The 21,594-nt window shown below is 36.8% G+C and carries 20 protein-coding genes and 1 tRNA gene; 16 read left to right on the top strand and 5 right to left on the bottom strand.

Translation table 11 applies throughout. The features are described 5' to 3' along the window. Positions 1–106: 106 nt before the first annotated feature. The 4 genes from gltX (at position 107) to HRT96_RS15215 (ending at position 3,897) form a co-directional block, all read left to right on the top strand. Complete coding sequence (gene gltX / locus HRT96_RS15230; protein ID WP_293158473.1) at positions 107–1,519, top strand: glutamate--tRNA ligase; 1,413 nt, start codon at positions 107–109, stop codon at positions 1,517–1,519. Between the two features lie 119 nt (positions 1,520–1,638). Beyond that, a tRNA-Ala gene (locus HRT96_RS15225) sits at positions 1,639–1,714 on the top strand. Positions 1,715–1,813: 99 nt separating this feature from the next. Further along, positions 1,814–3,205 (top strand): site-specific integrase, encoded by a 1,392-nt coding sequence (locus HRT96_RS15220; protein ID WP_293158471.1) that lies wholly within the window; start codon positions 1,814–1,816, stop codon positions 3,203–3,205. A gap of 281 nt (positions 3,206–3,486) precedes the next feature. Continuing rightward, positions 3,487–3,897: a hypothetical protein gene (locus HRT96_RS15215; protein ID WP_293158469.1), complete on the top strand. Its 411-nt coding sequence runs from the start codon at positions 3,487–3,489 to the stop codon at positions 3,895–3,897. Positions 3,898–3,984: 87 nt separating this feature from the next. Here HRT96_RS15215 and HRT96_RS15210 read toward each other — a convergent pair whose 3' ends face one another. After that, on the bottom strand, positions 3,985–5,211 hold the full coding sequence (locus HRT96_RS15210) for a HEPN/Toprim-associated domain-containing protein (protein WP_293158467.1): 1,227 nt from the start codon (positions 5,209–5,211) through the stop codon (positions 3,985–3,987). 335 nt (positions 5,212–5,546) lie between these two features. Between HRT96_RS15210 and HRT96_RS15205 the strand changes: the two genes are divergently transcribed. Next, complete coding sequence (locus HRT96_RS15205) at positions 5,547–6,692, top strand: hypothetical protein (protein ID WP_293158466.1); 1,146 nt, start codon at positions 5,547–5,549, stop codon at positions 6,690–6,692. A gap of 70 nt (positions 6,693–6,762) precedes the next feature. Here HRT96_RS15205 and HRT96_RS15200 read toward each other — a convergent pair whose 3' ends face one another. After that, complete coding sequence (locus tag HRT96_RS15200; protein WP_293158464.1) at positions 6,763–8,223, bottom strand: hypothetical protein; 1,461 nt, start codon at positions 8,221–8,223, stop codon at positions 6,763–6,765. Positions 8,224–8,591: 368 nt separating this feature from the next. Between HRT96_RS15200 and HRT96_RS15195 the strand changes: the two genes are divergently transcribed. Together HRT96_RS15195 and HRT96_RS15190 are read left to right on the top strand one after the other, a co-directional pair. Beyond that, positions 8,592–9,407 carry a hypothetical protein gene (locus HRT96_RS15195; RefSeq protein ID WP_293158462.1) on the top strand — a complete coding sequence of 272 codons (816 nt, stop codon included), beginning with the start codon at positions 8,592–8,594 and terminating at the stop codon, positions 9,405–9,407. 2 nt (positions 9,408–9,409) lie between these two features. Then, positions 9,410–10,126, top strand: a complete 717-nt coding sequence (locus HRT96_RS15190) for a hypothetical protein (RefSeq protein WP_293158460.1) — start codon at positions 9,410–9,412, stop codon at positions 10,124–10,126. Between the two features lie 130 nt (positions 10,127–10,256). Here HRT96_RS15190 and HRT96_RS15185 read toward each other — a convergent pair whose 3' ends face one another. Then, complete coding sequence (locus tag HRT96_RS15185; protein ID WP_293158458.1) at positions 10,257–10,826, bottom strand: recombinase family protein; 570 nt, start codon at positions 10,824–10,826, stop codon at positions 10,257–10,259. 544 nt (positions 10,827–11,370) lie between these two features. Here HRT96_RS15185 and HRT96_RS15180 point away from each other — a divergent pair. From HRT96_RS15180 to HRT96_RS15160, 5 genes are all read left to right on the top strand, one after another. Next, a complete protein-coding gene (locus HRT96_RS15180) occupies positions 11,371–11,784 on the top strand; it encodes a hypothetical protein (protein WP_293158456.1) in 414 nt (137 codons plus the stop codon). A gap of 111 nt (positions 11,785–11,895) precedes the next feature. After that, a complete protein-coding gene (locus HRT96_RS15175) occupies positions 11,896–12,063 on the top strand; it encodes a hypothetical protein (protein ID WP_293158454.1) in 168 nt (55 codons plus the stop codon). Beyond that, positions 12,056–12,379 carry a hypothetical protein gene (locus HRT96_RS15170; protein ID WP_293158451.1) on the top strand — a complete coding sequence of 108 codons (324 nt, stop codon included), beginning with the start codon at positions 12,056–12,058 and terminating at the stop codon, positions 12,377–12,379. Before HRT96_RS15175 ends, HRT96_RS15170 begins: the two co-directional genes overlap by 8 nt. Beyond that, positions 12,369–12,740 carry a hypothetical protein gene (locus tag HRT96_RS15165; RefSeq protein WP_293158448.1) on the top strand — a complete coding sequence of 124 codons (372 nt, stop codon included), beginning with the start codon at positions 12,369–12,371 and terminating at the stop codon, positions 12,738–12,740. Before HRT96_RS15170 ends, HRT96_RS15165 begins: the two co-directional genes overlap by 11 nt. Further along, entirely contained in the window at positions 12,737–13,036 is a 300-nt protein-coding gene (locus HRT96_RS15160; RefSeq protein ID WP_293158445.1) for a hypothetical protein, read from the top strand. The genes HRT96_RS15165 and HRT96_RS15160 overlap by 4 nt, the downstream gene beginning before the upstream one ends. Before the next feature lie 440 nt (positions 13,037–13,476). On the opposite strand, the gene HRT96_RS15155 is transcribed toward HRT96_RS15160, so the two are convergent. After that, positions 13,477–15,732: a hypothetical protein gene (locus HRT96_RS15155; RefSeq protein ID WP_293158442.1), complete on the bottom strand. Its 2,256-nt coding sequence runs from the start codon at positions 15,730–15,732 to the stop codon at positions 13,477–13,479. Positions 15,733–16,022: 290 nt separating this feature from the next. Next, complete coding sequence (locus HRT96_RS15150) at positions 16,023–16,232, bottom strand: hypothetical protein (protein WP_293158439.1); 210 nt, start codon at positions 16,230–16,232, stop codon at positions 16,023–16,025. A gap of 663 nt (positions 16,233–16,895) precedes the next feature. On the opposite strand from HRT96_RS15150, the gene HRT96_RS15145 reads away from it, so the two are divergent. The 4 genes from HRT96_RS15145 to HRT96_RS15130 all read left to right on the top strand — a co-directional run. Next, entirely contained in the window at positions 16,896–17,996 is a 1,101-nt protein-coding gene (locus HRT96_RS15145; protein ID WP_293158436.1) for an AI-2E family transporter, read from the top strand. Between the two features lie 104 nt (positions 17,997–18,100). Then, positions 18,101–19,039 (top strand): class I SAM-dependent methyltransferase, encoded by a 939-nt coding sequence (locus HRT96_RS15140; protein WP_293158433.1) that lies wholly within the window; start codon positions 18,101–18,103, stop codon positions 19,037–19,039. Positions 19,040–20,602: 1,563 nt separating this feature from the next. Next, complete coding sequence (locus HRT96_RS15135; protein ID WP_293158430.1) at positions 20,603–20,941, top strand: IS3 family transposase; 339 nt, start codon at positions 20,603–20,605, stop codon at positions 20,939–20,941. A gap of 176 nt (positions 20,942–21,117) precedes the next feature. Beyond that, positions 21,118–21,594: class I SAM-dependent methyltransferase (locus tag HRT96_RS15130; RefSeq protein ID WP_293158427.1), on the top strand; the 477-nt coding region annotated here is incomplete at its 3' end.

The following is a 21,594-nucleotide window of genomic DNA, read 5'->3' as shown; positions in this document are numbered from 1 at the left end:
TCGCGTATTGTTAGTTTTATCTTTAGTGGTAAAATGCGCAGCATCATGTGCTTAACCTGTAGTGGTTAAGCGAATCAAATAAAATGTAAAAGGTATTGTGAGACTTATGACTGTTAAGACTCGTTTTGCACCTAGCCCAACTGGCTACTTGCACGTAGGCGGCGCACGTACAGCGCTTTATTCTTGGTTACATGCAAAAAGCCAAGGTGGTAAATTTGTATTACGTATCGAAGATACTGATGTAGAACGCTCTACTCAAGAAGCGGTTGACGCGATCTTAGAAGGCATGAAATGGGCAGGTCTGGATTGGGATGAAGGTCCTTACTTCCAAACGCAACGTTTCGATCGTTACAACGAATTAGTTGATCAACTACTTTCTGAAGACAAAGCATACAAATGTTACTGTTCACGTGCGCGTCTTGACGAATTACGTGAAAAGCAAATGGCTGCTAAAGAAAACCCGCGTTACGATGGTAAATGTAGCCATGGTGACATTGAAGATACAGGTGCTGATTACGTTGTACGTTTCCGTAATCCGAAAGAAGGTACTGTTATCGTTGATGACAAGATCCGCGGTAAAGTTGAATTTGCTAACAAAGAACTTGATGACCTGATCATCCGTCGTACTGACGGTTCACCAACATACAACTTCTGTGTTGTGGTTGATGACTGGGATATGGGCATTACTAATGTTGTTCGTGGCGAAGATCACCTAAACAATACGCCTCGTCAAATTAACATCTTAAAAGCACTTGGCGCACCAATCCCTGAGTATGCACACGTTGCAATGATTTTAGGTGATGATGGCGCTAAACTGTCTAAGCGTCATGGCGCTGTTGGCGTTATGCAATACCGTGATGACGGTTACTTACCTGAAGCTCTACTAAACTACCTAGTGCGTCTAGGTTGGTCACATGGTGATCAAGAGATCTTCAGCGTAGACGAGATGATCAAACTATTTAGCTTAGATGATGTTAACAAAGCGGCGTCAGCGTTTAATACTGAAAAGCTACAATGGGTAAACCAACATTACATTAAAACGTTAGCACCTGAATATGTTGCAACTCACCTTGAGTGGCACATGAAGGAGCAAGGCATTGATACAACTAATGGACCAGCGCTAGCTGAGATCGTTAAAGTACTTGCTGAACGTGCTAAGACACTGAAAGATCTTGCTGCTGCTAGCCGTTATTTCTTTGAAGATTATGCTGAATTTGATGCAACTGCGGCGAAGAAACACCTACGTCCAGTAGCAAAAGAAGCTCTACTGAAAGTGCAAGAAAAACTGGCTGCGATTGCAGATTGGAGCGATGCTGAAGTATTACACGCTGCAATTAACGAGACTGCTGCTGAACTTGAAGTTGGTATGGGTAAAGTCGGTATGCCATTACGTGTTGCTATCACTGGTGCCGGTCAATCACCGTCATTAGATGTAACGTTAAAGCTTATCGGCAAAGAACGTAGCCTTGCTGGTATCGATAAAGCGTTAGCATTCATTACTGCACGTGAAAACGCCTAAGGGTGTGTGAATAATATACTTCCTGTCGTTTAATGTTGATTTTTAGGTTCTAGATATTGACAGTTAACCGACAGATGCATATTATCCACCGCAGTAGCAAGAAACGCTACTGCGGAAATGGGGCCATAGCTCAGTTGGGAGAGCGCGACACTGGCAGTGTCGAGGTCATCGGTTCGATCCCGTTTGGCTCCACCATTTCTACTAACTTATTGATACTAATGTATTAATTAAGTTTTGTTAAGTTTGTGATTATCTTTTGCACTCATTTTGCACGCAAATAATCATAAGTTGAATATGAACATTACCTTATCAAATATTACTCAACGTAATCACACCTATTACTTCAGACAGCGTATCCCCTCAGATTTAATTCAATACTTTGACCAAAAAGAACTATATTTCTCTCTGAAAACTAAAAAGCTAAACAATGCTATTTCAATTGTGAGTGCTTTACAGTATGTAATATGTGACCTGCATAAAAAGCTTAGAAGTAACTCTATAGTTGAGCGCTCTGCAAATTTAATTAACCTGATTAAAAAGAGTATTCATTCTACCAGCGTAGAAACTAAACTTAAGCATTCAAACAAGTCAGATGATCCTTGCAAAGCCATAATAGAATCGCAGTTATTACCGCCTTTACGCGAAGTAGCAATAGAAGGTATTAGTTTAGGTAAAGCAGTGGATCAGTTTCTCAACTCAAAGCTGAATGGTCCTAAAATAGAAAGTAAAACATATTCTGCTTTAAAGTCTTCACTATCATTGTTGAATCAAATGTTTGGTGATAAGAAAGATATTCAGTCTATTAACTTACATGATGCTGAAAATTTCAGAAACTTACTCTTGAAGCTTCCTGCTAATCGTTCAAAGTTAAGTAAATATCATGGACTAACACTTCATCAAATAGCCTCTTTTGGTGACACCCCCCAAAGTCTAACAACAGTAAAAACCACATTGAATAAATGTTCAGCATTTTTTTCATGGTGTATTAAAGCTGATTTGATTAATAAAAATTATTTCCATCAATTACCTTTACCTAAAAAGACAGGCAAGGACTCGGATGAAAGAGCTATTTGGAGTAAAGGTGATTTGGTTCGCTTATTTAGTTCTAATGTTTGGAAGTACCAAGATTACAAACATAGTTACCAATACTGGTTACCGTTGATAGGATTATATACAGGAGCAAGACTAACTGAGATTGCACAGTTAAGAGTAGAGGACATTAAAACAATAGATTCTATTAAGTGTTTCCATATAACTGATGCAGCTCAGGATCAAAAATTAAAGAATCCAAATTCAATGCGCTATATACCTGTTCATTCTCATCTTATTAAATTGGGATTGCTTGATTTTGTTAATAATCAAAAAGAAGGGTGGCTTTTTGACGGTTTGTTGAATAAAAAAGGTGAAGTACCAAGGGATGGTTTGGGCACTAATGCATCGAAGTGGTTTTTGTACTACAAGAATGCTTTAGGTATCAAAAAACCAGTGTTCCATTCTTTTAGGCATACAGTCGCGAATACCTTTAAACAAAACTCAGTATTGGAAAGTAATGCGATGGGTATTTTAGGACATAAGAATCAATCAATTACTTATGCAAGGTATGGTAAAGATATAAATGTTACTTTACTGAAAGAAATCATCGAGGTTTTAAACTTTGATTATATAAGCGATTTCAATTTGAAATAGGTAGTGAGTATGAACCATTCACTAGAGCTATTCTATGTATAGGGGGCGAATTCTAGAAGGTTCCCCTTTACATGCATACTCCTTCAGCCACTCTATTTACCTTCTTACCTTCTTACCTTCTTACTTTGTACGATCAAAACCGATTCATTCTTATAAACAAAATTATTGATATTGCCGGATGTGGCTAGCGAAGTATATTAATCAAATCATAGCGTTGACATATACTCAATTTGGATTAGGGTTGTCGTATTTAATGAACTAATTTGAATTAGGTATATATTATGGCTGATGTGAAATGGGAAGCTGCACCTTCGGGTCTTAAAAGTGGTGATTTGAACGGTTGGAAACGACGAATGGCGCTAGCTTGTCCTAACCCTAAGTTGGATCAAATGGTTGTTGTCGAGACGGATGATAACCATGGGGAAGTGATTCATATTGGTTACAAGTGCATACGTGCTGATGGTGAGAATAGTTCTTGGCGTCGTATGAAAGGCACTGAAATTGTTATTACACCTGAAACTATCATCATTAAAGGAGCTGTTACTGAAAGCGGACTACAAGCAACGTTAAGTGATGTATTTTTAGGTAATGCGAGTACAAACTCAGGTATACCGGTAACTATGTCAGATGACGGACCTGGGGTTTATCTAGGTGACGGAGTTTATGTATCTGCCGAAGATTGCTGGTTTTAAGTATTTTTATAGCTTAAATTGTTTAAGTAAGGTTGTAGTTTTTCCAAAGTATTTTTTGTTTAATACTACAACCAATAATGCGGATGCTTATTCTACGTTATCTAAAAGCCCATCTATAATCTGATAATCAATTTCCTTGATTATGTATTGCACTAGCTCTATGAGGTTGACCACATCTTGCTGAGATACCATTATCAAAGAGCCATCAGTCTTCTTACCGTTACGGTGAACAATGTCATGACGTATATTGATGGCAGTATCTAATTTCGAGATTTTATCTTTGGGAAATTCACATAGAAGTACGTTCTTGTAAAGTCCTGTTACCGTGTCTAAGTTGTGAAATGATATCTTATCAATTTCTTCATTCAGCCTTTCATCTAGTGTGTCGAGAAATTCAAATACACCCGACTCTTTTACGTTTTTATTGAATGATTTAAAATGTTTAACAAATCGTCGTTTGATTGCATGACGGTTCAGCACTTGTTTTTTCATAGTATCGGATAAATATGCTTCAACTGTGCTTATTGCTGTTGCGAAAATCATCCTCTGAAGAGTTTTATTTTCACTTGAATTGTTCAGTGTTGACAATTCGTCTAGAGACTGTTTGAAGTGCTCATGAAAGACAGTTATACCAGCTTGAGTCTGAGCTATATCTTCAAAATCATCTACCCATCCGCCATGCACGAGGTCAGAAATATTTAATTCGCAAAGGTCGTCATCATTACACATATCAAACAATATAATGGCATACGACTCAACATAGGTGCATGGGAACGTAGAACCCATGAAACCTAAGCTGTGATCGTATACACCTGCAAGTGGAGATAGCATCAACGAAAGCAAAGGTTCATCTGGAATATAGACATCTCGATTCATTATTGCTTGTTCAGTGTAGTTATCACTCATTTTTAGTGCTATAGGTACAGCCTTTTTCCAGTCATGAAAACTTGTGTTTTTAACTATTTCTAATTGAGAGGTTATTCTATCAACCATCTCAGAACGAAATTGATCGTATTTACTCTCCTTGTCCTCTTGATATAAGAGAAGCATGTCTTTCATGTTCTGAATCCAAATTGATCTAGTATCGTTGAAGTCACACTCGACTGACTTGAGATCATTGCCAGTTAGTTGTAATCTTCGACGAAGAGTCGCTACATTAGTGCGATAACCAATGATGTTTTCTGGGTCGTACTTATCTTCTTTGTTGGCTATATGACGCACTCTATCTGCTTTAGTAAAATACCATTCATCATAAGTATTCTTCCAATCAATTAGTTCATTGCCATTGATCTTTATCTCTGCATAGCTACCCAAAATGAAACCTCTGCCTGATTAGTTAAATTTACTACTCATAACCAGCGATATGTTACAAGCCAGTTTTATTGATTTGATATATTCTAAAGTGAACAAAAATAAGTACTTCTATTAAGGTGATAATCTATAGCTATATGAAATATATAGATAAATCAGTATAAGTTAATGATATCACTGAGCAGCCCTTGTTTAAAGTGTCAGCTACACAGCCTTGATTAGATGCTCGATTGATAAGACAAGTTGATAATATAGAGTCTTTTAAATTTAATAAGATCATTTATAACAAGGGTTTAGACTGTTATAGTGGCGATGTCTTAAATTGAAGAGTACCTCCAATGTTACGAATATTAGTTTTATTTCTTGTGTCATTTAATTTATTGGCATCAACGATAGAGCAAGAATACCCACAAGAAATCAAACAACTAAAAATAGAAATAAGTGAAACAAACAATACTCTTAAAATATTAAACAATCGGATTACAAGCTCGCTCGACAGCAATAAAGAAGTGGTGAATCAAAGTAGAGACCTAATCAAAGCTGTGAATGAATCTTTAAGAGTAAAGACGGTGCAGAATAAGCAAATTTTAAATGCTTTTGAAAAAGCTAAAGATATGACAGCACAAGAAGTTGATTTGTCATTAAGTCTTGAACCTGATGAGTATGGTATTTGGATGAACTTTGCATCAGCGCTGTTGATCGCAATAGGTTCTATAACTGTTACATTCCTTATATTGAAAAGAACTCTAGCTAAAGAAACTGAGGTGCAACTAAAGGGGCTTGAACTCAATTTACAAGAAGAAACAAAACTCAGTAATTCTCAGATGTTAACTCAATTGGAAGTGGCTACAGAACAGAATAAAGCAAATCACTTACTCAAAATGGCAGAGTTTAGACAAGCATGGATTAATACTTTTAGGGATTATATAAGCGTTTATATAAAGACTGTGATTACATTAATCGATTTTCATACTGTTGAATCTAGCTTGTTTTCTAGTTGGGACATTTTGAAGAGGGCTGAAAGAGCTAGAGATAGATTCCTTTTAGAGAAAAACGCAGAAGTAAAGCAAATCCGTAAAGAAGAATATAAAACGGAACCTGTCACAAATAGACAAAAGCTTACCAATTCTGTACGTGATAAGTTACTGATACAAGCATCATCAGAATATCAATATTTTGTTGAAAATGTGGCGAATGCAAAAAATGGGTTTAGAAAATATAAGACTGAGTTTAGAGATTTAAAAGATTTACGATCATCTATTATCCAACAGAAAACAAGAATAATATTGATGCATGGGCCTGACAGAACCAAAATTGAAAGTTTAATTATTGAAAGGTTAAATAATATTGAAGAATATCTAATGTTTAATAGTGAGAGAACTTTCCTTCTACAAGGAAATGTAACGATGGTTCATGAATTCATAGACGATCTCCAACATTCAGTACAAGATATGCTGAAAATTGAATGGAATAAAATTAAATAGGAGGTCGTTAAGCCCATCAAAATACTCAATGGTGGGCTTTAAACTCAGCGACTAATAAGTTTAAATTGCGTTACTTTGTTATCTTTACGGCCTCTAAGATTTGTTTTAAAACATCTTGCTGCTTACTTTCACTGATTTTTTCTGGTTTGGTTGTAAATACGTTCATTACTAGCTCAATTTTAGTATTTCGCTTGCAGTCTCGAATTTCTTCATCGCTCATACCTTTTGAAGATAATGTTCCTGTAATCTGCTCGGCTAAAATTGATGCTTTAAGCATGTTCATTTTATCTGCGTTTACTAAAATTATGTGATTCACTAGATAAAATAATAATGCGGATAATGTACCTATAATCAATGTTGTTGCCGTGATTAATGGTAATCGACTAAGTAATATGTTCCACGGTGAAACTTTTGAGTTTGCATCAATAAGAACTTTAAAAGTTTCGGCATTACTATATATGAAAAAGAATACGGCAGCTAAGAAGACTATAACAGCTAGGGATAAACGGTAGTAATAGGTTAATTGTTTTTGGCTTTCTGCTGAATGGCCTTTCATATCTAAACTTGTTAAATTGATGTCTTTTTTTGCAGTTCTTATCTCATCGTTCAAACCTAAAAGCTCTATCTTTTTATCTGCTACGTCTTTGAATAATACATCAAACTCTGCTTTTTCAGATTTAACTATACCTTTATGTTTATTAATTGAAATTTTAAGCTCATCTATGTCAATAGATAACTTTACTTTAAGTGATTGAATTTTAGATATTTCTTCACTTGTATTTACTATGTCTTGTTGAATTTGACTAAGTATTAGACTATTTTGAGCGTTACTTTTTTCTAATCGTTCTTTTTCTTTTATTGTTGTATTCATGTCTTTTACAAGAGCTTTGTAATCACTAGTTTTTGTATTCAAATAACTAGTCATGTCGTCAACTTGATTCGATATCGTTTGTCTTAATGTTTCAGCTTCTAGCGACAACCCTTTGTGTGCATCACTAATAGAGTTCATTTTTATGTCATTTGAGAAAAACAATGGAAAATCAATAACACTTGCGTGACTAAATTCTGTCGTCGGTGATAAAATAACACCCCTGATGATATCATTTATCTTATAATCAGCCTGAGTACCATGAGATGCTACACTATGTCGACTGATAAATTTCTTTTCAGTTACCTTTCCTGAAATCAGTCTAACCATGCAGCTCTTAGAATCTCTAAATGATTGACCTCGGCATGTTAACATTGATACATATAAAGGATTGGTAAACAAAATTACGCGTTCACCGTCAAGTGCGTTCATTTCATAATTACTATCAGATATGATTTTTTTAGCTTTAGTGTCGATTCCTTCAACAGAAAGAACACTATTAAAATAAATCATCGGTGATTTATTGTTTATGTTCATAAACGGGGAAATAATAGAAGTATTGAATTTGGCTATTGCATGTTCAAAGTCAGCCATACTTGGATTTTCGAATGACGGTGTTTCAATTTTTTCAGTACCCTCAATGTCAATAGCTTCAATACTCATTGCTTCATCCTAATCTATTAAGTTAATTATTATAAATAATACCATTAAGTAGGCAAAACAAAAAGTTAGGACATCAAACTCTCTAATTTATAATAAAGAAAATAAACTTACCTATAGTGATTAACTCGTTTACTTTTTCGTATTCCTCAGATGATAGTTATTCTATTAATGGAAGTTCTTATAAAGCTTACCAAGTTAAAAATAAGTTAGGGATTACTTGATAAAGTAAATGCTCAAAATGATATTGAGATAATTATCTTGTATGTTCAATAAGCTGTATACTACCTAATTCTGAATATTATTCAGTAGATTACTGAAATGGCTTTAATTGATATCTGGTATCAATGGCAGACATAATGGACGTTTAAATGAAATTAGATCTTATTATCGATACAGTTGAACATGCTGTTGATATGAAAACAGGATTGGAGACTTTAGCTGGAGTATCTGAGACAGTTAGAAGTATTGTTGAAGCCGCACTTACTGACTCTGTTAGCCAAAGAACGCTTAGCACGAATAAAGTTAGAAATAAGATGATGGAAAGCTTTGAAGGTTCTTATGGAATAGTCTTCGAGATACAGATCGAAGATCAAGACTTGAAGTTGAAAATGGATCAGATCGGAAATCAAGCTATGGGTGAAGTGATTAATTACTTTATTTCAGAAGGATTATACAGAGAACTCCCTGAATTAACCCCTAAAGCGAAGATCGCGTTAAATAATATGAGCGAGGAAACACAAGAAAAGCTATTGACTAGACTTAGACGTAGCCCTCTTGAAAAAGCACATTCTGTATCAAGCACATTTGGGTACGATGTTAAATTAAGAAGGCATGTTAACGAATTTAAAAGACGTGAAATAGTAAAGCTTGATAGACAAGGTAAGACTAATCTAACGCCCACAATGAATTCAAACTCATTATTTATTAGGGCTTGTATTACAAGATTAAACATTAACACGGGTAATGGTAGATTATTATTAGATGGTGAGACTGATACCGTGGCATTTGGCTTTATTGCGCGTTATAAAGAAGTAAAGTTTGCATCTAAAACGGTATTCTCTGAAAACCTAAATCATAATAACGGTACAACTTCGGATAAGTGGGAGTACATTGATATCAAAGCTACGACTTTAAGGCTTAAGAGTGGTCATATAATTAAATATTTAATTACTGGTTTCGAGTAGCAATGAATAAACACATTATTGCTGCAATCTTATGCATGGGCATTGCGCTAGGTATGTATGGATTAAACTTTCATACTTATCAGATTTCTGACGATGTTAATGATTGGGGGCAATTCGGTGGTTATGTAGGTGGTATCTTAACACCTATATTGACTTTTTTATCTTATATTATGCTAGTTAAGTCTCTGTCTCTTCAGAATGAGACTAATGCTGCTTTGCGAGAAGAATCAAACCTTAATGTTAAAAACGAAAAAATTCGTTCGTTTGAAGTTCATTTTTTTAATCTTATAGATGCACAAAGAGATACATTTGAACATTTTAAGTTAGAATTTGATAAAGATAAGTTTGTCTCAAGTGTTTCAGCAGTACGAGAACTGGAAGATAGAATCGAATATATGAGAGACAATAACTCTAATGATATAGCTCTTACTGAGTTCATCAAGCAAGTCGATTCACATGAAAAAATATACAACACTCAAAGAGTATTTTACGTAATCACAAGAATGATTTCATTGAAGTTATCTGATGAAAATGGATTTACTCGTGAAGATAGAATGGTTCAGTTAACGACCCTCGTTAACTTTACTGAGTTATCTATATTACGAATAGTCTTAATCAGTATGCAGTTTTTAAGTTATAAGTCATCAAAATTATTACGTGACAATGATGAAATGTTAGATGTACTTAAAGATCTTAAATTACCTTTAGATCAATACTAACTGCATTCTCTAAATACTCTGGTGGAAAATGTGAATATTTCATTGTATCAATAATTGATGGGTGATCTTGGTATCACGAAGTGTGTTTCTAAATTCTCTTTAGTTCAACACATAGTGCAATGCTCGTATGTTATTGTGATTCTTCTTTTAGCTTCTTCAGCCTATAGAATTTAGAGCGGTTCATACCAACCAAACCAAGTGCTTTATTGGCACTCATACCCATTGTGATTAACTCATTTACTTTGTCGTATTCTTCAAATGATTCCTTACTTACTTGCTTACCTTTAAACTTACCTTCTTTCTGTGCTCGGTCTATACCGATGCGTTGTTTTTCTAACATCTCGGTACGTTGCATTTCAGCAATACCCGCCATCATAGTTAACACCATATTTCCGGCACTTGATGTAATGTCCATACCACCCAATGTGTGAATAATTATCTTGATACCTCGATCCGTCATCTCCTTACAAAAAGTCAGCACATCGACAGTATTACGACCAAGACGAGAAACGTCATAACAAATGACCGTATCGGAAGATCTTAACTTGGTAAGCATCTTTTGGAATTGCTCACGCTCCATTGTCTTACCGCTAAATTTATCCTCGAATACTTCATCATGTGGATAATGCTTAATTAGATAATCCGTTTGCTGGATCGCGTTTTGTTCTACGGTACTTACGCGGCTGTAAATAAATCGCATGTTATCTCACTAAATGAAGTTGTATTGTTTATGTTTGAAGTAAAATAATACTATCTTGTATAGGTGGTGTAAAGTGACAAACGATACAGGTTTTGTATTGGTTGTATTATGTGTCGTTGTAGGGTGGTCTTATAATATAGCTTAAGATCCCTTATACCGTGTTTTGTATTCATCCCACGTGGTTAACGGATGACACTCTGTATCAGTCAACCTCAAATACTGCGTATACCTTGTAAGCACACTGCATTTAAGCCCACGGTCTAACATGTACGTTCGTAGATGGTTTACATTTCTGATCTCGATTAACAGGGGTAATGGTCTGGATAGTCGCTTACTGAGCTTCGGTGAAACAGCTTTTTTGAACATTCTGCGGATCTTCTTTCTTGGTTTGGCTAGCATAATAATTTCCTCTACTGGGTTGTTCGTGGATTCCTTATAGTATCTATGCGGAGAAAATACGAGACGGTTGGTGTTGGCTGTGGTGGTGGGTAAATACTACTGAATAAACAAACTTACTTACATTAACCCATTACAGGTAAACAACATGAAACATGACAATGAAATCAAAGAAACGAAATTTAAAAAGTATCTGGATGATGCTACAAAAAAAGCGGCTGTTCCGTATGAAGTTAAACAAAAAGACGGTGTGAGTGATAAACCTTGCAGTGAGATTGGGTTTAATGAGTTTGCAGAGATACACAACAACCGATACAGCGACTTAATCACACACCAAGCAAACAAAGAAGCTAACCAGATCATTATAGAATCCGTGGGCGGTTTAGATGATGCGATTGATGCATCCATTGATTTCGAAGTATCTAAAATGCGCGAAAGAAGCAGTACCATGCATAAGCATTTAGGTTTTGATGATGCACGTGCTATTGCAATAAAGTATTACGGGTTGCATGAAAAAGCATTACAAGTGCTGTTATTCAATGTGGTTAACGAATGCAACTAAATCCAAAAATATAGTAATGATGCAGGTACTAAGCTACTGGTTAATAATACCGTAAAAGTGGTTAATGCATCATTAAGTACGATCACTGAGAAAAGCAAAGAATTAGATCAAATGCAGGTACGTCGAGTTCTCACCCAGTTACGAAAGGCAAAAAGCTCCGGCTCATTGAATGCCGTTATCAGTGCGATTTCTGGGTGCATGGCCGTGCTATTGAATACACCAACACCCGGTGATCTTAACATTGCCAAACAGACATTAGATGGTGCTGACAATGAGTAATAAAATCGAAACACTAGACCAGTATTTTAAGAATTTACTTAAACTTGGTTTGCAAGCCGATGACATGGAAAAAGCAAATGATATCGCGGCCAACCTTAATGTATCAACATTGTCGAAACTGGCATCAAAAGAAAAGACGTTCAGTAAGTCCCTGTTTACCGATATGGACGTGCAGTCATACAGTGAGTTTATGACTGCACGTCAGGTGATAATTGATAAGTTGGGCGACAACCCGACCGCTGCGCAATTGGCTGACCTGATAAGTAAAAACAAAAATAAAATAGCGGCAGATAGCGGGGTTAACAATGAAAAATAGCACTTCATTTAATAGCGCAACGGCTTCGTCTGCTGCATCAAAACAAAAACGCGGAATCAGTATGGCTAATAAGTTTAACACTATCCTAAAAGCGGTTGGTACTGACTCGGTGGATCTTGATAAATTTTTTGAGGAAGTGGTGGCACTAAAATATGGTGTTGACTGTAAGACGAATTTATTAAGTAACATGATAATGTCTCGCGAGAATGCCAGAATTAAGATGGCAGTATTTGAAGAAACCGAAAGACTAAAACAATCAACGGCTGAAATGAAGCTGATAAGATCAACATTTATTAAAACGCTCAATGCTTCTGAGTGTAACCAGCTAATTAGAAGATATGAAGAAGGACAAACAGAGTGATAAACATCGGCATTAAGCAAACTCAAGAAAAGGTAAGCGATCTGGATTATGTGGTTATTGGTTCCGGTAGTGATAAAACAAGCATTAATATGAATCATGCGGTCGGTACTTCCACATGGAAAAAAGACATGATGGAGCGTTGTGAGCGGGTACTTTTTGATGAAGAAGAAGCTCGTCAGGCTATGGAACTGATACAGGCAAAACGACAATCACTATACTTTGATGGTGTGCATCCAAACGCTTTGGACTTCCACGAATCATACCAAGCGATCTTGTATCCAGATATGCCACAATAACCACGGTTGACCATGTAATAAATAAAGGCAGTGGTAACAAAGATACTTCAATTATATTAATAGTTGCTGCTCTTTAATAAATTTTTACCTGTTGGTTGGGATAAGACGTTGTAAACCTTGTTCCGATGTAAGACATTATGATTAAAACGAAAAAGCACTGATAACAATTAAGTTATCAGTGCTTTTTTTTGTCTGGAATTCCATGCCACCAACACCCTCGATATCATAATAAAAAAACAGTATTTTCATTATTGTAAAGTTCCGGCATTAGGTTCGAGTTGGGTGCTGGTGGTTTGCTTGGCTTTTTAATAAAAATCTGTCTTTTGGTTCAGTAAGTAATTGTTGAGTTTCAAAAAAGACACAAGTGTCCTGATTTTGTGTTATTAGGTATTCAAAACGGTAAATCAGGACACTTGTGTCTTTTTTGGTATTGCTTGGTATCAACTTACAAGAAGTAGTTTTACTTGTTTCATCTTCATATTGACTACATCCAGTTGTGATACTTGATGCTTATTGCAAAAGTCCATTAATGTTATGTGACTGGATTCTATTACTTTTTTTCGCTTACCTAATGCACCGCGTTGACAGGCTGTAAGTCCTTTTGATTTCCACCAATGCAGATCCGCAAGTGCTTTACGTGCTGGTAGGCGGTAAACGATGCTTACTATTTTATCATTTCTACGCTTGTATTTTAGCAACCCCATTAACCAGATGAATACTCTCACACGTTGGCCGTCATACTCTGGGTACAACCAAAGATGATGCTCACTAACAACCATACGCCAAAAGTTATCCGCTGTTTCCTGCATGGATTCCGCTGGTATTTCTCCAAACGTTTCAAGGTTATTATTAATGATTTTCTTGATAAAAGTTAGCTGTCTTTTGCACATACTAGCAACGAATAACAGTGATCCGGCAGCAAATGCGCTATAAGCTTTCTCCCACGTGCTAACACCGTCAATTGATACCGCGCACGACTCGTAAACGTCCTTGAAAGATTCCAACTTATCATAGACATTCTGGCAATCTTCGATGTTATAACCAAAGTGATCCGCCATTTGGTATTCGGCAAAGTTGTTATCCAATGCATAACGAATATCCTTTTTAGGAATGGCTTTCAAATAGTCGGGTAATACAAATGTTTCCGATCCTATGTCATCACCAATAACGATGAATTCAGGATTGAAACCGTATAAGCCGCAAAACTTGTTGACCGTATCAAATGCATACCGCGACTGTTTTGATTCATAGTTGTAGATTGCGTGAGTAATCACACTACGTTTCAAGGTGTCGCTTGTGATGTGGTCGATGGTGTGTTTACCAGTAATACTGATTCCGACATTCTCGCGATAAGTGTCCAAAGTAAACTTGCACCGTGGGTCAGTCCCTTGTGGTGTCATTGATTCAATGTCCATCAAACCATCAGAGCGGTAAAGCTTAATTGCATCCAGATCCATACATTGTTTGCCATTGCCCATAATTATCAAATAGCTGGCATTTGCGGTATCCCTAGCACGGGCTATTGACTGCTGCATAAACTCGGAAGCGGCTTGCATCACAATTACATGCATTGGATCAAGGATATTGATACCCTCTCGTAAGCAACATGTGGTCAATACTACATCGACACCCATACTACCGATCATTGATGTATCCATTAGTTTCTTGTATTTCTCATTGTGCTTATTATTCTTATTCAACTGAGAATTACAAACCGTGGAAGTGACCCCGTATTCCAACAACTTAGCCTGTATTACTAGCAAGTCCTTTGTGCTGTCATGTAATAACAGTATTGGCTTATGCTTCATCCGTCCATCTTCGTCCAATACACTATTATCGAATAGCTTAAACGGTGCATGTGGCTTATACCCTTTGGACAACTCACGCTCTTTCAATACAACATCGACCATCATATCAGTAGTCACTGGGCGCATTTTCTCTTGTTTGACTGTCTCGGTCGGGTCGTCTGGGTGCTGCTTCGGCAATGCAACATTTACATATTCACCAACGGCATGATAAACCTTGATGTTGCTTATTGGCTTAACACGGTGAACGTTGATAATTACATCAAACCTAAACGGGTTAAACTCTGGACGGAATGTGCCCGACCATAAAGCAACGGTGGTATGTTTCCGCAACTGTTGAATCTTGTCATAGACTTTGGAAATGGTCTCAATACGATACGTCCCTGCATCTGTGATAGTGGTTGCTTCGTCGAAGTTAACCAAACGATACTTGGATAACTCTGGAATATTGGCACTTGCTGAATGCTCCAACTGCATTACATCCGCTCGATTTTCGTGGTGGCCGTAATCTGACAATGTTTGATCTTTGATGCTGATTTGGTGCGTAATCATTACGTCATTTTCAGCCCCTTTACCTTTGACCATACAAGTCGTTTTACCAGTAGATACACCAGCATTTACCTGCACCAACTTTGGTTTGCCATCGGTTAATTGTGGGATGTCTAGATCCGAAAGGTACTGACCATCTAACAAATGGATGTTGATTATCTCAGTTTCTTTCAACTTCGGCTTAATCTGTGCGGCATTAGATGCATTAGTCAATTGGGTAACTAAGTCAAGGAAGTCAACATCGTTTAACCTTGCTGTTGGTGGCGCTGCGTGAAGCCATGCGTCCAATGCTGGTTCTGCGTATTGGTAATGTATTGACTTACTTTGTGTTTGACTCAACATGGGCAACATCCTGTGCAATATGGTTAATGATTAGCTCGTTAATCTGAGCCGTAATTGATTTACCATTGTTACATGCTGCAAGTTGGTTGATTAGGTTCTTAGGTATCATAATCCTTTGTTTGACTTGATCCTGTGGTTGGTGGTGTATCATAAATTCTACCTGTAATATTTGGTTTATGGCGCTGTTGCACCTTCGGGTTATTTTTCATAATAGCTTCTCTCATAATGTATTTGATACGTGTTATACCTCACGACCACGGTTAGTAAGAAGGTGCTGACAGGGCTTACGGTTAGGGTGCTGTGCGCTGTAAAATACTATTCAATGTTACGCGAGTCATACCACACGTTTGCGATATAAGCTTCAAGCTGTAATCTTGCTCTATACATTTACGGATGAATGGCGACAGGCTATTAAGCGTGGGTGATTCGTCAATTAATGCACGTTGGATACTGAGATCGATTAATGTTTGTGGGTCTTGCGCTAATGGTTGATGTTTCATAATTGTATTACCTTTTGGTTGTTGTCTTTATTGACCCACTTATATTTAGAAGTGGTCAAATGATTTAATGTATAGACATTATAATCCTTGATTTCAGGGTTCTAAACAAAATTCAATATATCGGTGTTTTTTGAATTTCATCGGTTGGGATTTTGCTGGTGCGGTTGACAACCTTAAAGCTACAGGGCAATTATGCATGAAGTTATTAACGGTATCGTGTCGATGACATGGACTGGCTATTAGCGAAATTATTTTGCACTCATTTTACACTCATCTTTATTCCTATTGTGCTATAATCTCCGTAACGCATTGATATCACGCGCGACACTGGCAGTGTCGAGGTCATCGGTTCGATCCCGTTTGGCTCCACCATTTCTGCTTCAAATATATTCAATTCTAAATTCCTGTTATTCCTGTTATTCCTGTTTTACTCCTACAACTTATTAATTATCTATTCTTTATTTTAAAGTGTTATTCGTTTTTGTGATTCTATCGCAATAATTATTCGTGTTATTGAAGATCACTCTCCGATCTCTTACCCAATTTCGTTACTCGCATCAATGTAATATCATTAGTGTTTTCACCTTGTTAAGGTTATATTCATCAGTCACGTCGTAGAATACTGGCGACTATTAGCACCCAGTAGTACCCTAATGAGTAACTATGAAACTAATTTTAAACGAAAATAGCCAGATGCGTAATTTGGTGATGGTAGCCGCGGTGATCATTATTCTCGGTGGTATCAAAATAGCCACGCCGATTATCATTCCATTCTTGCTCGCTGTGTTTATTGCTATTATTTGCAACCCATTGGTCAATGTGATCACACGTTTCCGTATCCCACGCGCAATCGCGATTTTTGTTGTGCTGATTCTCGCTATCACGATTGGCTTGTCGATCACCAGTGTGATTGGCTCGAGTGTGCAGCAGCTCACCAGTAATATTGGTGATTATCAAAGTCAAATTAGAGGACATTACGGTGAGTTAGTGATGTTCTTAAATAAATATAACATCAAAATATCATCAGACACCTTACTGGAATACTTCAATCCTGGCACCGCTGTTACGATGGTTTCTAGCATGGTGAGTAGTTTGTCTGGGGTGATGGCCAACATTTTCCTGATCTTAATAACTGTGGTCTTTATGCTGTTTGAAGGTGATGTTTTACCGAAGAAACTGCATTTAATGTTTAAAGACCCAGATTTCAAATTAGCACAGTTAGACAAGTTCTTAGATTCGGTGAACAAATACGTGGCGATCAAAACCTTAGTCAGTATCGCGACGGGTATCTCGGTTGGTTTAATGCTGTTTATAATGGATGTGGATTTCTATCTGCTGTGGGGCTTAATCGCATTCCTACTCAACTACGTACCTAATATCGGGTCTTTAATTGCCGCGGTACCAGCGGTGATCTTAACGACGTTACAACTCGGTTTACCAGAAGCTGGTGCCGTAGCAGCAGGTTATGTGACGATTAACTTGGTGATGGGTAATGTGATAGAGCCACGTTTCATGGGCAAAGGGCTGGGTTTATCAACTTTGATTGTGTTCTTATCATTAATCTTCTGGGGCTGGTTGCTTGGTCTTGTCGGTATGTTACTCGCGGTACCGCTAACCATGATTGTTAAAATTGGCTTAGAAACTATTAATGATCAGAACTGGATGTCGATACTGATCAGTAGTGATCTCGACGTGAAGAAGAGTCGTGATGTTGATGTGAAAAAGAGCAGTGATGTTGACGTAAAAAATAACCAAGAGGCTTGATCGCAATTTAGTGCTAATCGAGTATAATGCGGTGAATTGAATAAAGGGATGTACAGTGTGCATCCCTTTTTGTTTTGTAAGATTAATTAAGGTGAAATAAGATTGTGACTGTTCCTATGTCCGAGGCTGATGTGAAATTGCCGCTTGAATTTATTGATTTTTCTGCTGTTGCAGAAGATGCTTGTCGCTTGTTCCATGGTCGTGGCCATACGTATGCTGGTTTCGAGCACATTAACATTGATTGGTTGTCACCAGTTGCACTTATTACGCTATACAAAGAAGAAGAAAACGCTTACTTATTATTGTTAGCTGAAGCACTTCAAGAGCAGCTTGGTGAGCAATGTAAAACCGTACTGGTGCAATTCCGTTGTCGTGAACGAGCGCCAACAGCATTGTTCCTTGGCGAAGAATGTCACCGCACCGAGATCACTGAAAATGGCATGATCTTTAATCTTGAATTTGGTCGTGCGCAAAACACGGGTCTGTTCCTGGATATGGCCAATGGCCGTCAGTGGGTAAAAGACCACGCAGAGAATGCCAATGTATTAAACCTATTCTCTTACACTTGTGCCTTTTCTGTTGCTGCTTTAGCGGGTGGCGCAGACAAAGTATTGAATGTTGATCTTAGCCGCTCATCATTAACCGTAGGCCGTGATAATCACCACAGTAATAGCCAGGATCTTAAGCGGGTTAAATTTGAAAGTATTGATATCTTTAAATCATATGGCCGTTTACGTAAGCACGGCCCTTATGATCTGTTGATCTCGGATCCACCGTCGTTCCAAAAGGGCAGTGTTGATATTAAACGCGACTACAGCAAGATCATTAAACGGATCCCACAGCTAGTGAAGCCGGGCGGTAAAGTGATGTTATGCTTGAATGCTCCAGAGCTAGGTGAACAGTTCTTATTTGATAATGTCGCCGAACATTGCCCAGACTGTGTGTTCCAAGAACAACTCGCACCGCCAGCCGTATTCAAAGAAGCAGAAGCGGGCAAAGGTCTTAAGGTATTAATCTTTACTTACTTGCCTAACGCGGGTTAATCGCTGTTATTCGAATGTTTCGCTGATTACAGCGTCAAAAAAGAGGTATATTACTTTTTAATATACCTTATATTAAGTTGTTCTATTTTGTTTATTATTGTTCAGTTTTAGTTACCTTGTTGTATGTTGAGGTCGTCGTCCCTTTGTTATTTCGTTAGTTTGCTTTCATATGAAGAGCTGATAGTCAAAATGTTGATAAATAATTACAAAATGGATTTATTGACCGTGATCAAACTTTTCACTCAGTTCAACAAATATTGCGGACTGAAAATGCTGTGTTAGGATTAATACATGAGCTGAGCAAAAGGTTGTTCGGAGAAGTGTGATAAACGGGTTATCGATTATCGACATATTTTAACGATGTACTGTTAAGTACGATTAAGGTGGTTATGATGGACTATAATGAAAATGATTTATCGTATTATCAACTTCAAGACGAATTACAACAAGAATTGGAAGCGGAATTACGCAAACAACTTGAAGATGAGTCAGGCGTAAATTAATCAACTTAGACTGAATAGTTGACGATATATTACTGATGATAGAAGAAGCCTCGTTTGAGGCTTTTTTTATGCCTGTTTTATACATAAACAGTGTTATTTATATGACTTTCACGACCTGACTATTAACTTATTTTTGAGTTTATTATTTTATACACAAAAATGTCCGTATTGTGTATACATCTCCTTAGTATTACTTCACCTGTGTATAACTTTAACTGTAAAAATGGTGTTGTGGACAAATAAGTCATATAATTGGATTGTTTTCCCCATAACATGTGTTTTTTTTAGGTTATCCACAATTTCTGTGGATAACCTTGTGTGTTAACTGGGGCTATTTGTTTAAGTGTATGTATTAAAAGGGTTTTATGTTTAAATTTTAATATTTATTGAAAAATCAAGGAAAAATTAGAAATTAAATACAACTAAAGACTGGCTGTTTTAGCCGTTTTTGTTATATCTAAAAGGCTCCTAAATGAGCCTTACACATGTTTTTTTTTATCTGAGGCTAAGGCGTTAATTACTTAGCTTGAATCGCTGTAAGCGCCATTGTGTAAACGATATCGTTAAACAAGCGTAAGACGCTAAACGTCGATGGTATAGACACTGGCAAGTAAGCTTAGCCGACTTAAATTATTGAGTATTTAAACAAGTTTATTGTTTAGGTAGTGAATAGTTTAGGTGGTGAATAGTTTACGGTATTAATTCCTGATGTGAGATCAATCTGTCAGCTAAGAAATTAGGCTGTGTTCTTAGCTGATATTTATGAGTTTAGGTCTTAGCTAGCTTTAAGTTTAAACACCTTGCCACAGCGATTACATTTATAGATACCGCTATACAATAATTTCTCAAACCATTTTCTATTGACTCTCTGTAGCCTTGAGTCGTTACAACATTTCATTTTATTATTCCTGGCAATGTACTGATATTAGATATTTTTAAACTGTAGATGAATACTAAGATATTCATTATCAAAAAAATATTACAGGTTATTACAGGTTATTACATGTTGTTATGGGTTATTACATGCTGTTATGGATTTATATTCAAGGAAAATTGTTGGATGGAGTATTGCCGACAAAAAACCAATGCTGGCGTGATGCATCATTCAGATAGAGGCAGCCAATACGCAAGCGGTAAGTACCAAGAAATGCTATCGACAATGGAGATGATAGCCAGCATGAGCGGCAAAGGTGAGTGTTGGGATAATGCACCAACAGAGCTATTTTTTAGAAGCTTAAAACACGAGCATATGCATTACTATCGCTTGAAAACAAAGAAAGATGCTGAACTCTGTATTTTGGATTACCTTGCTTATTATAACAGCAAGCTGTCACATACGACATTGGGGTATTTATCACCGATGGAATTTGAGCAACAGATATTAAGAAAAGTAGCTTAAGCAAGTGTCCGATTTGAGTTGACCATTACAAGAAGACCTGATTTACCGCATCAATACAGAATTTTTCTTGTTATAAGGAAGTCACACTCGCGATATATTTAGTTTAACTGGTAAGCTTTTATTTATATAATAGATGGTGTATACATCTAATTTTAAATTGGGTGTTTTAAAATTAGATGAATAAAAACGTTATTACAGGTCAAGCTGTTTATTCAAAAAAGGTACTTTCAATCTATGACATATGGGTTTTAGGTTTTTCAAATAATTATTTATGGAAATGTCCAACTAACATTATCGGCAAAAAATTTGCGACGTTAGTATCTAACAACCATTTAGATGTGGGAGTCGGAACAGGTTATTATTTAAAAAAATACCTTCCTAGCACTGTTAGAAGAGTTGCCTTAGTGGATCTAAATAACAACAGTTTAGAGTCAACATCTAAAGCTATTAAACACTTAAACCCCGAGGTCTACTGCCGTAACATCTTAGAGCCATTAGCATTAAACTGTGAGAAATTTGATTCTGTCAGCATTAATTATCTATTACATTGTTTACCAGGTAATCTATCCGAAAAGAGCATCGCTTTTTCACACCTTAGAGAAGTAATTAATGAAGGAGGGGTGTTATTTGGTAGCACCATTTTAGGTAAAAAT

Source organism: Moritella sp., from assembly GCF_013215705.1.
GTDB lineage: Bacteria > Pseudomonadota > Gammaproteobacteria > Enterobacterales > Moritellaceae > Moritella.
Note: the sequence above shows the minus strand (reverse complement) of the source record. Positions and strands in the feature narration are given on the sequence as shown.

Bases quoted from the DNA above. Each gene is read 5' to 3' on its own strand.
- HRT96_RS15170 (WP_293158451.1), top strand. From the start codon at position 12,056: ATGAGTAATAAAATCGAAACACTAGACCAGTATTTTAAGAATTTACTT.
- HRT96_RS15175 (WP_293158454.1), top strand. From the start codon at position 11,896: ATGCAGGTACGTCGAGTTCTCACCCAGTTACGAAAGGCAAAAAGCTCC.
- HRT96_RS15150 (WP_293158439.1), bottom strand. From the start codon at position 16,232: ATGAAACATCAACCATTAGCGCAAGACCCACAAACATTAATCGATCTC.
- HRT96_RS15185 (WP_293158458.1), bottom strand. From the start codon at position 10,826: ATGCGATTTATTTACAGCCGCGTAAGTACCGTAGAACAAAACGCGATC.
- gltX (WP_293158473.1), top strand. From the start codon at position 107: ATGACTGTTAAGACTCGTTTTGCACCTAGCCCAACTGGCTACTTGCAC.
- HRT96_RS15190 (WP_293158460.1), top strand. From the start codon at position 9,410: ATGAATAAACACATTATTGCTGCAATCTTATGCATGGGCATTGCGCTA.
- HRT96_RS15205 (WP_293158466.1), top strand. From the start codon at position 5,547: ATGTTACGAATATTAGTTTTATTTCTTGTGTCATTTAATTTATTGGCA.
- HRT96_RS15220 (WP_293158471.1), top strand. From the start codon at position 1,814: ATGAACATTACCTTATCAAATATTACTCAACGTAATCACACCTATTAC.
- HRT96_RS15195 (WP_293158462.1), top strand. From the start codon at position 8,592: ATGAAATTAGATCTTATTATCGATACAGTTGAACATGCTGTTGATATG.
- HRT96_RS15180 (WP_293158456.1), top strand. From the start codon at position 11,371: ATGAAACATGACAATGAAATCAAAGAAACGAAATTTAAAAAGTATCTG.
- HRT96_RS15165 (WP_293158448.1), top strand. From the start codon at position 12,369: ATGAAAAATAGCACTTCATTTAATAGCGCAACGGCTTCGTCTGCTGCA.
- HRT96_RS15155 (WP_293158442.1), bottom strand. From the start codon at position 15,732: ATGTTGAGTCAAACACAAAGTAAGTCAATACATTACCAATACGCAGAA.
- HRT96_RS15200 (WP_293158464.1), bottom strand. From the start codon at position 8,223: ATGAGTATTGAAGCTATTGACATTGAGGGTACTGAAAAAATTGAAACA.
- HRT96_RS15215 (WP_293158469.1), top strand. From the start codon at position 3,487: ATGGCTGATGTGAAATGGGAAGCTGCACCTTCGGGTCTTAAAAGTGGT.
- HRT96_RS15145 (WP_293158436.1), top strand. From the start codon at position 16,896: ATGAAACTAATTTTAAACGAAAATAGCCAGATGCGTAATTTGGTGATG.
- HRT96_RS15135 (WP_293158430.1), top strand. From the start codon at position 20,603: ATGGAGTATTGCCGACAAAAAACCAATGCTGGCGTGATGCATCATTCA.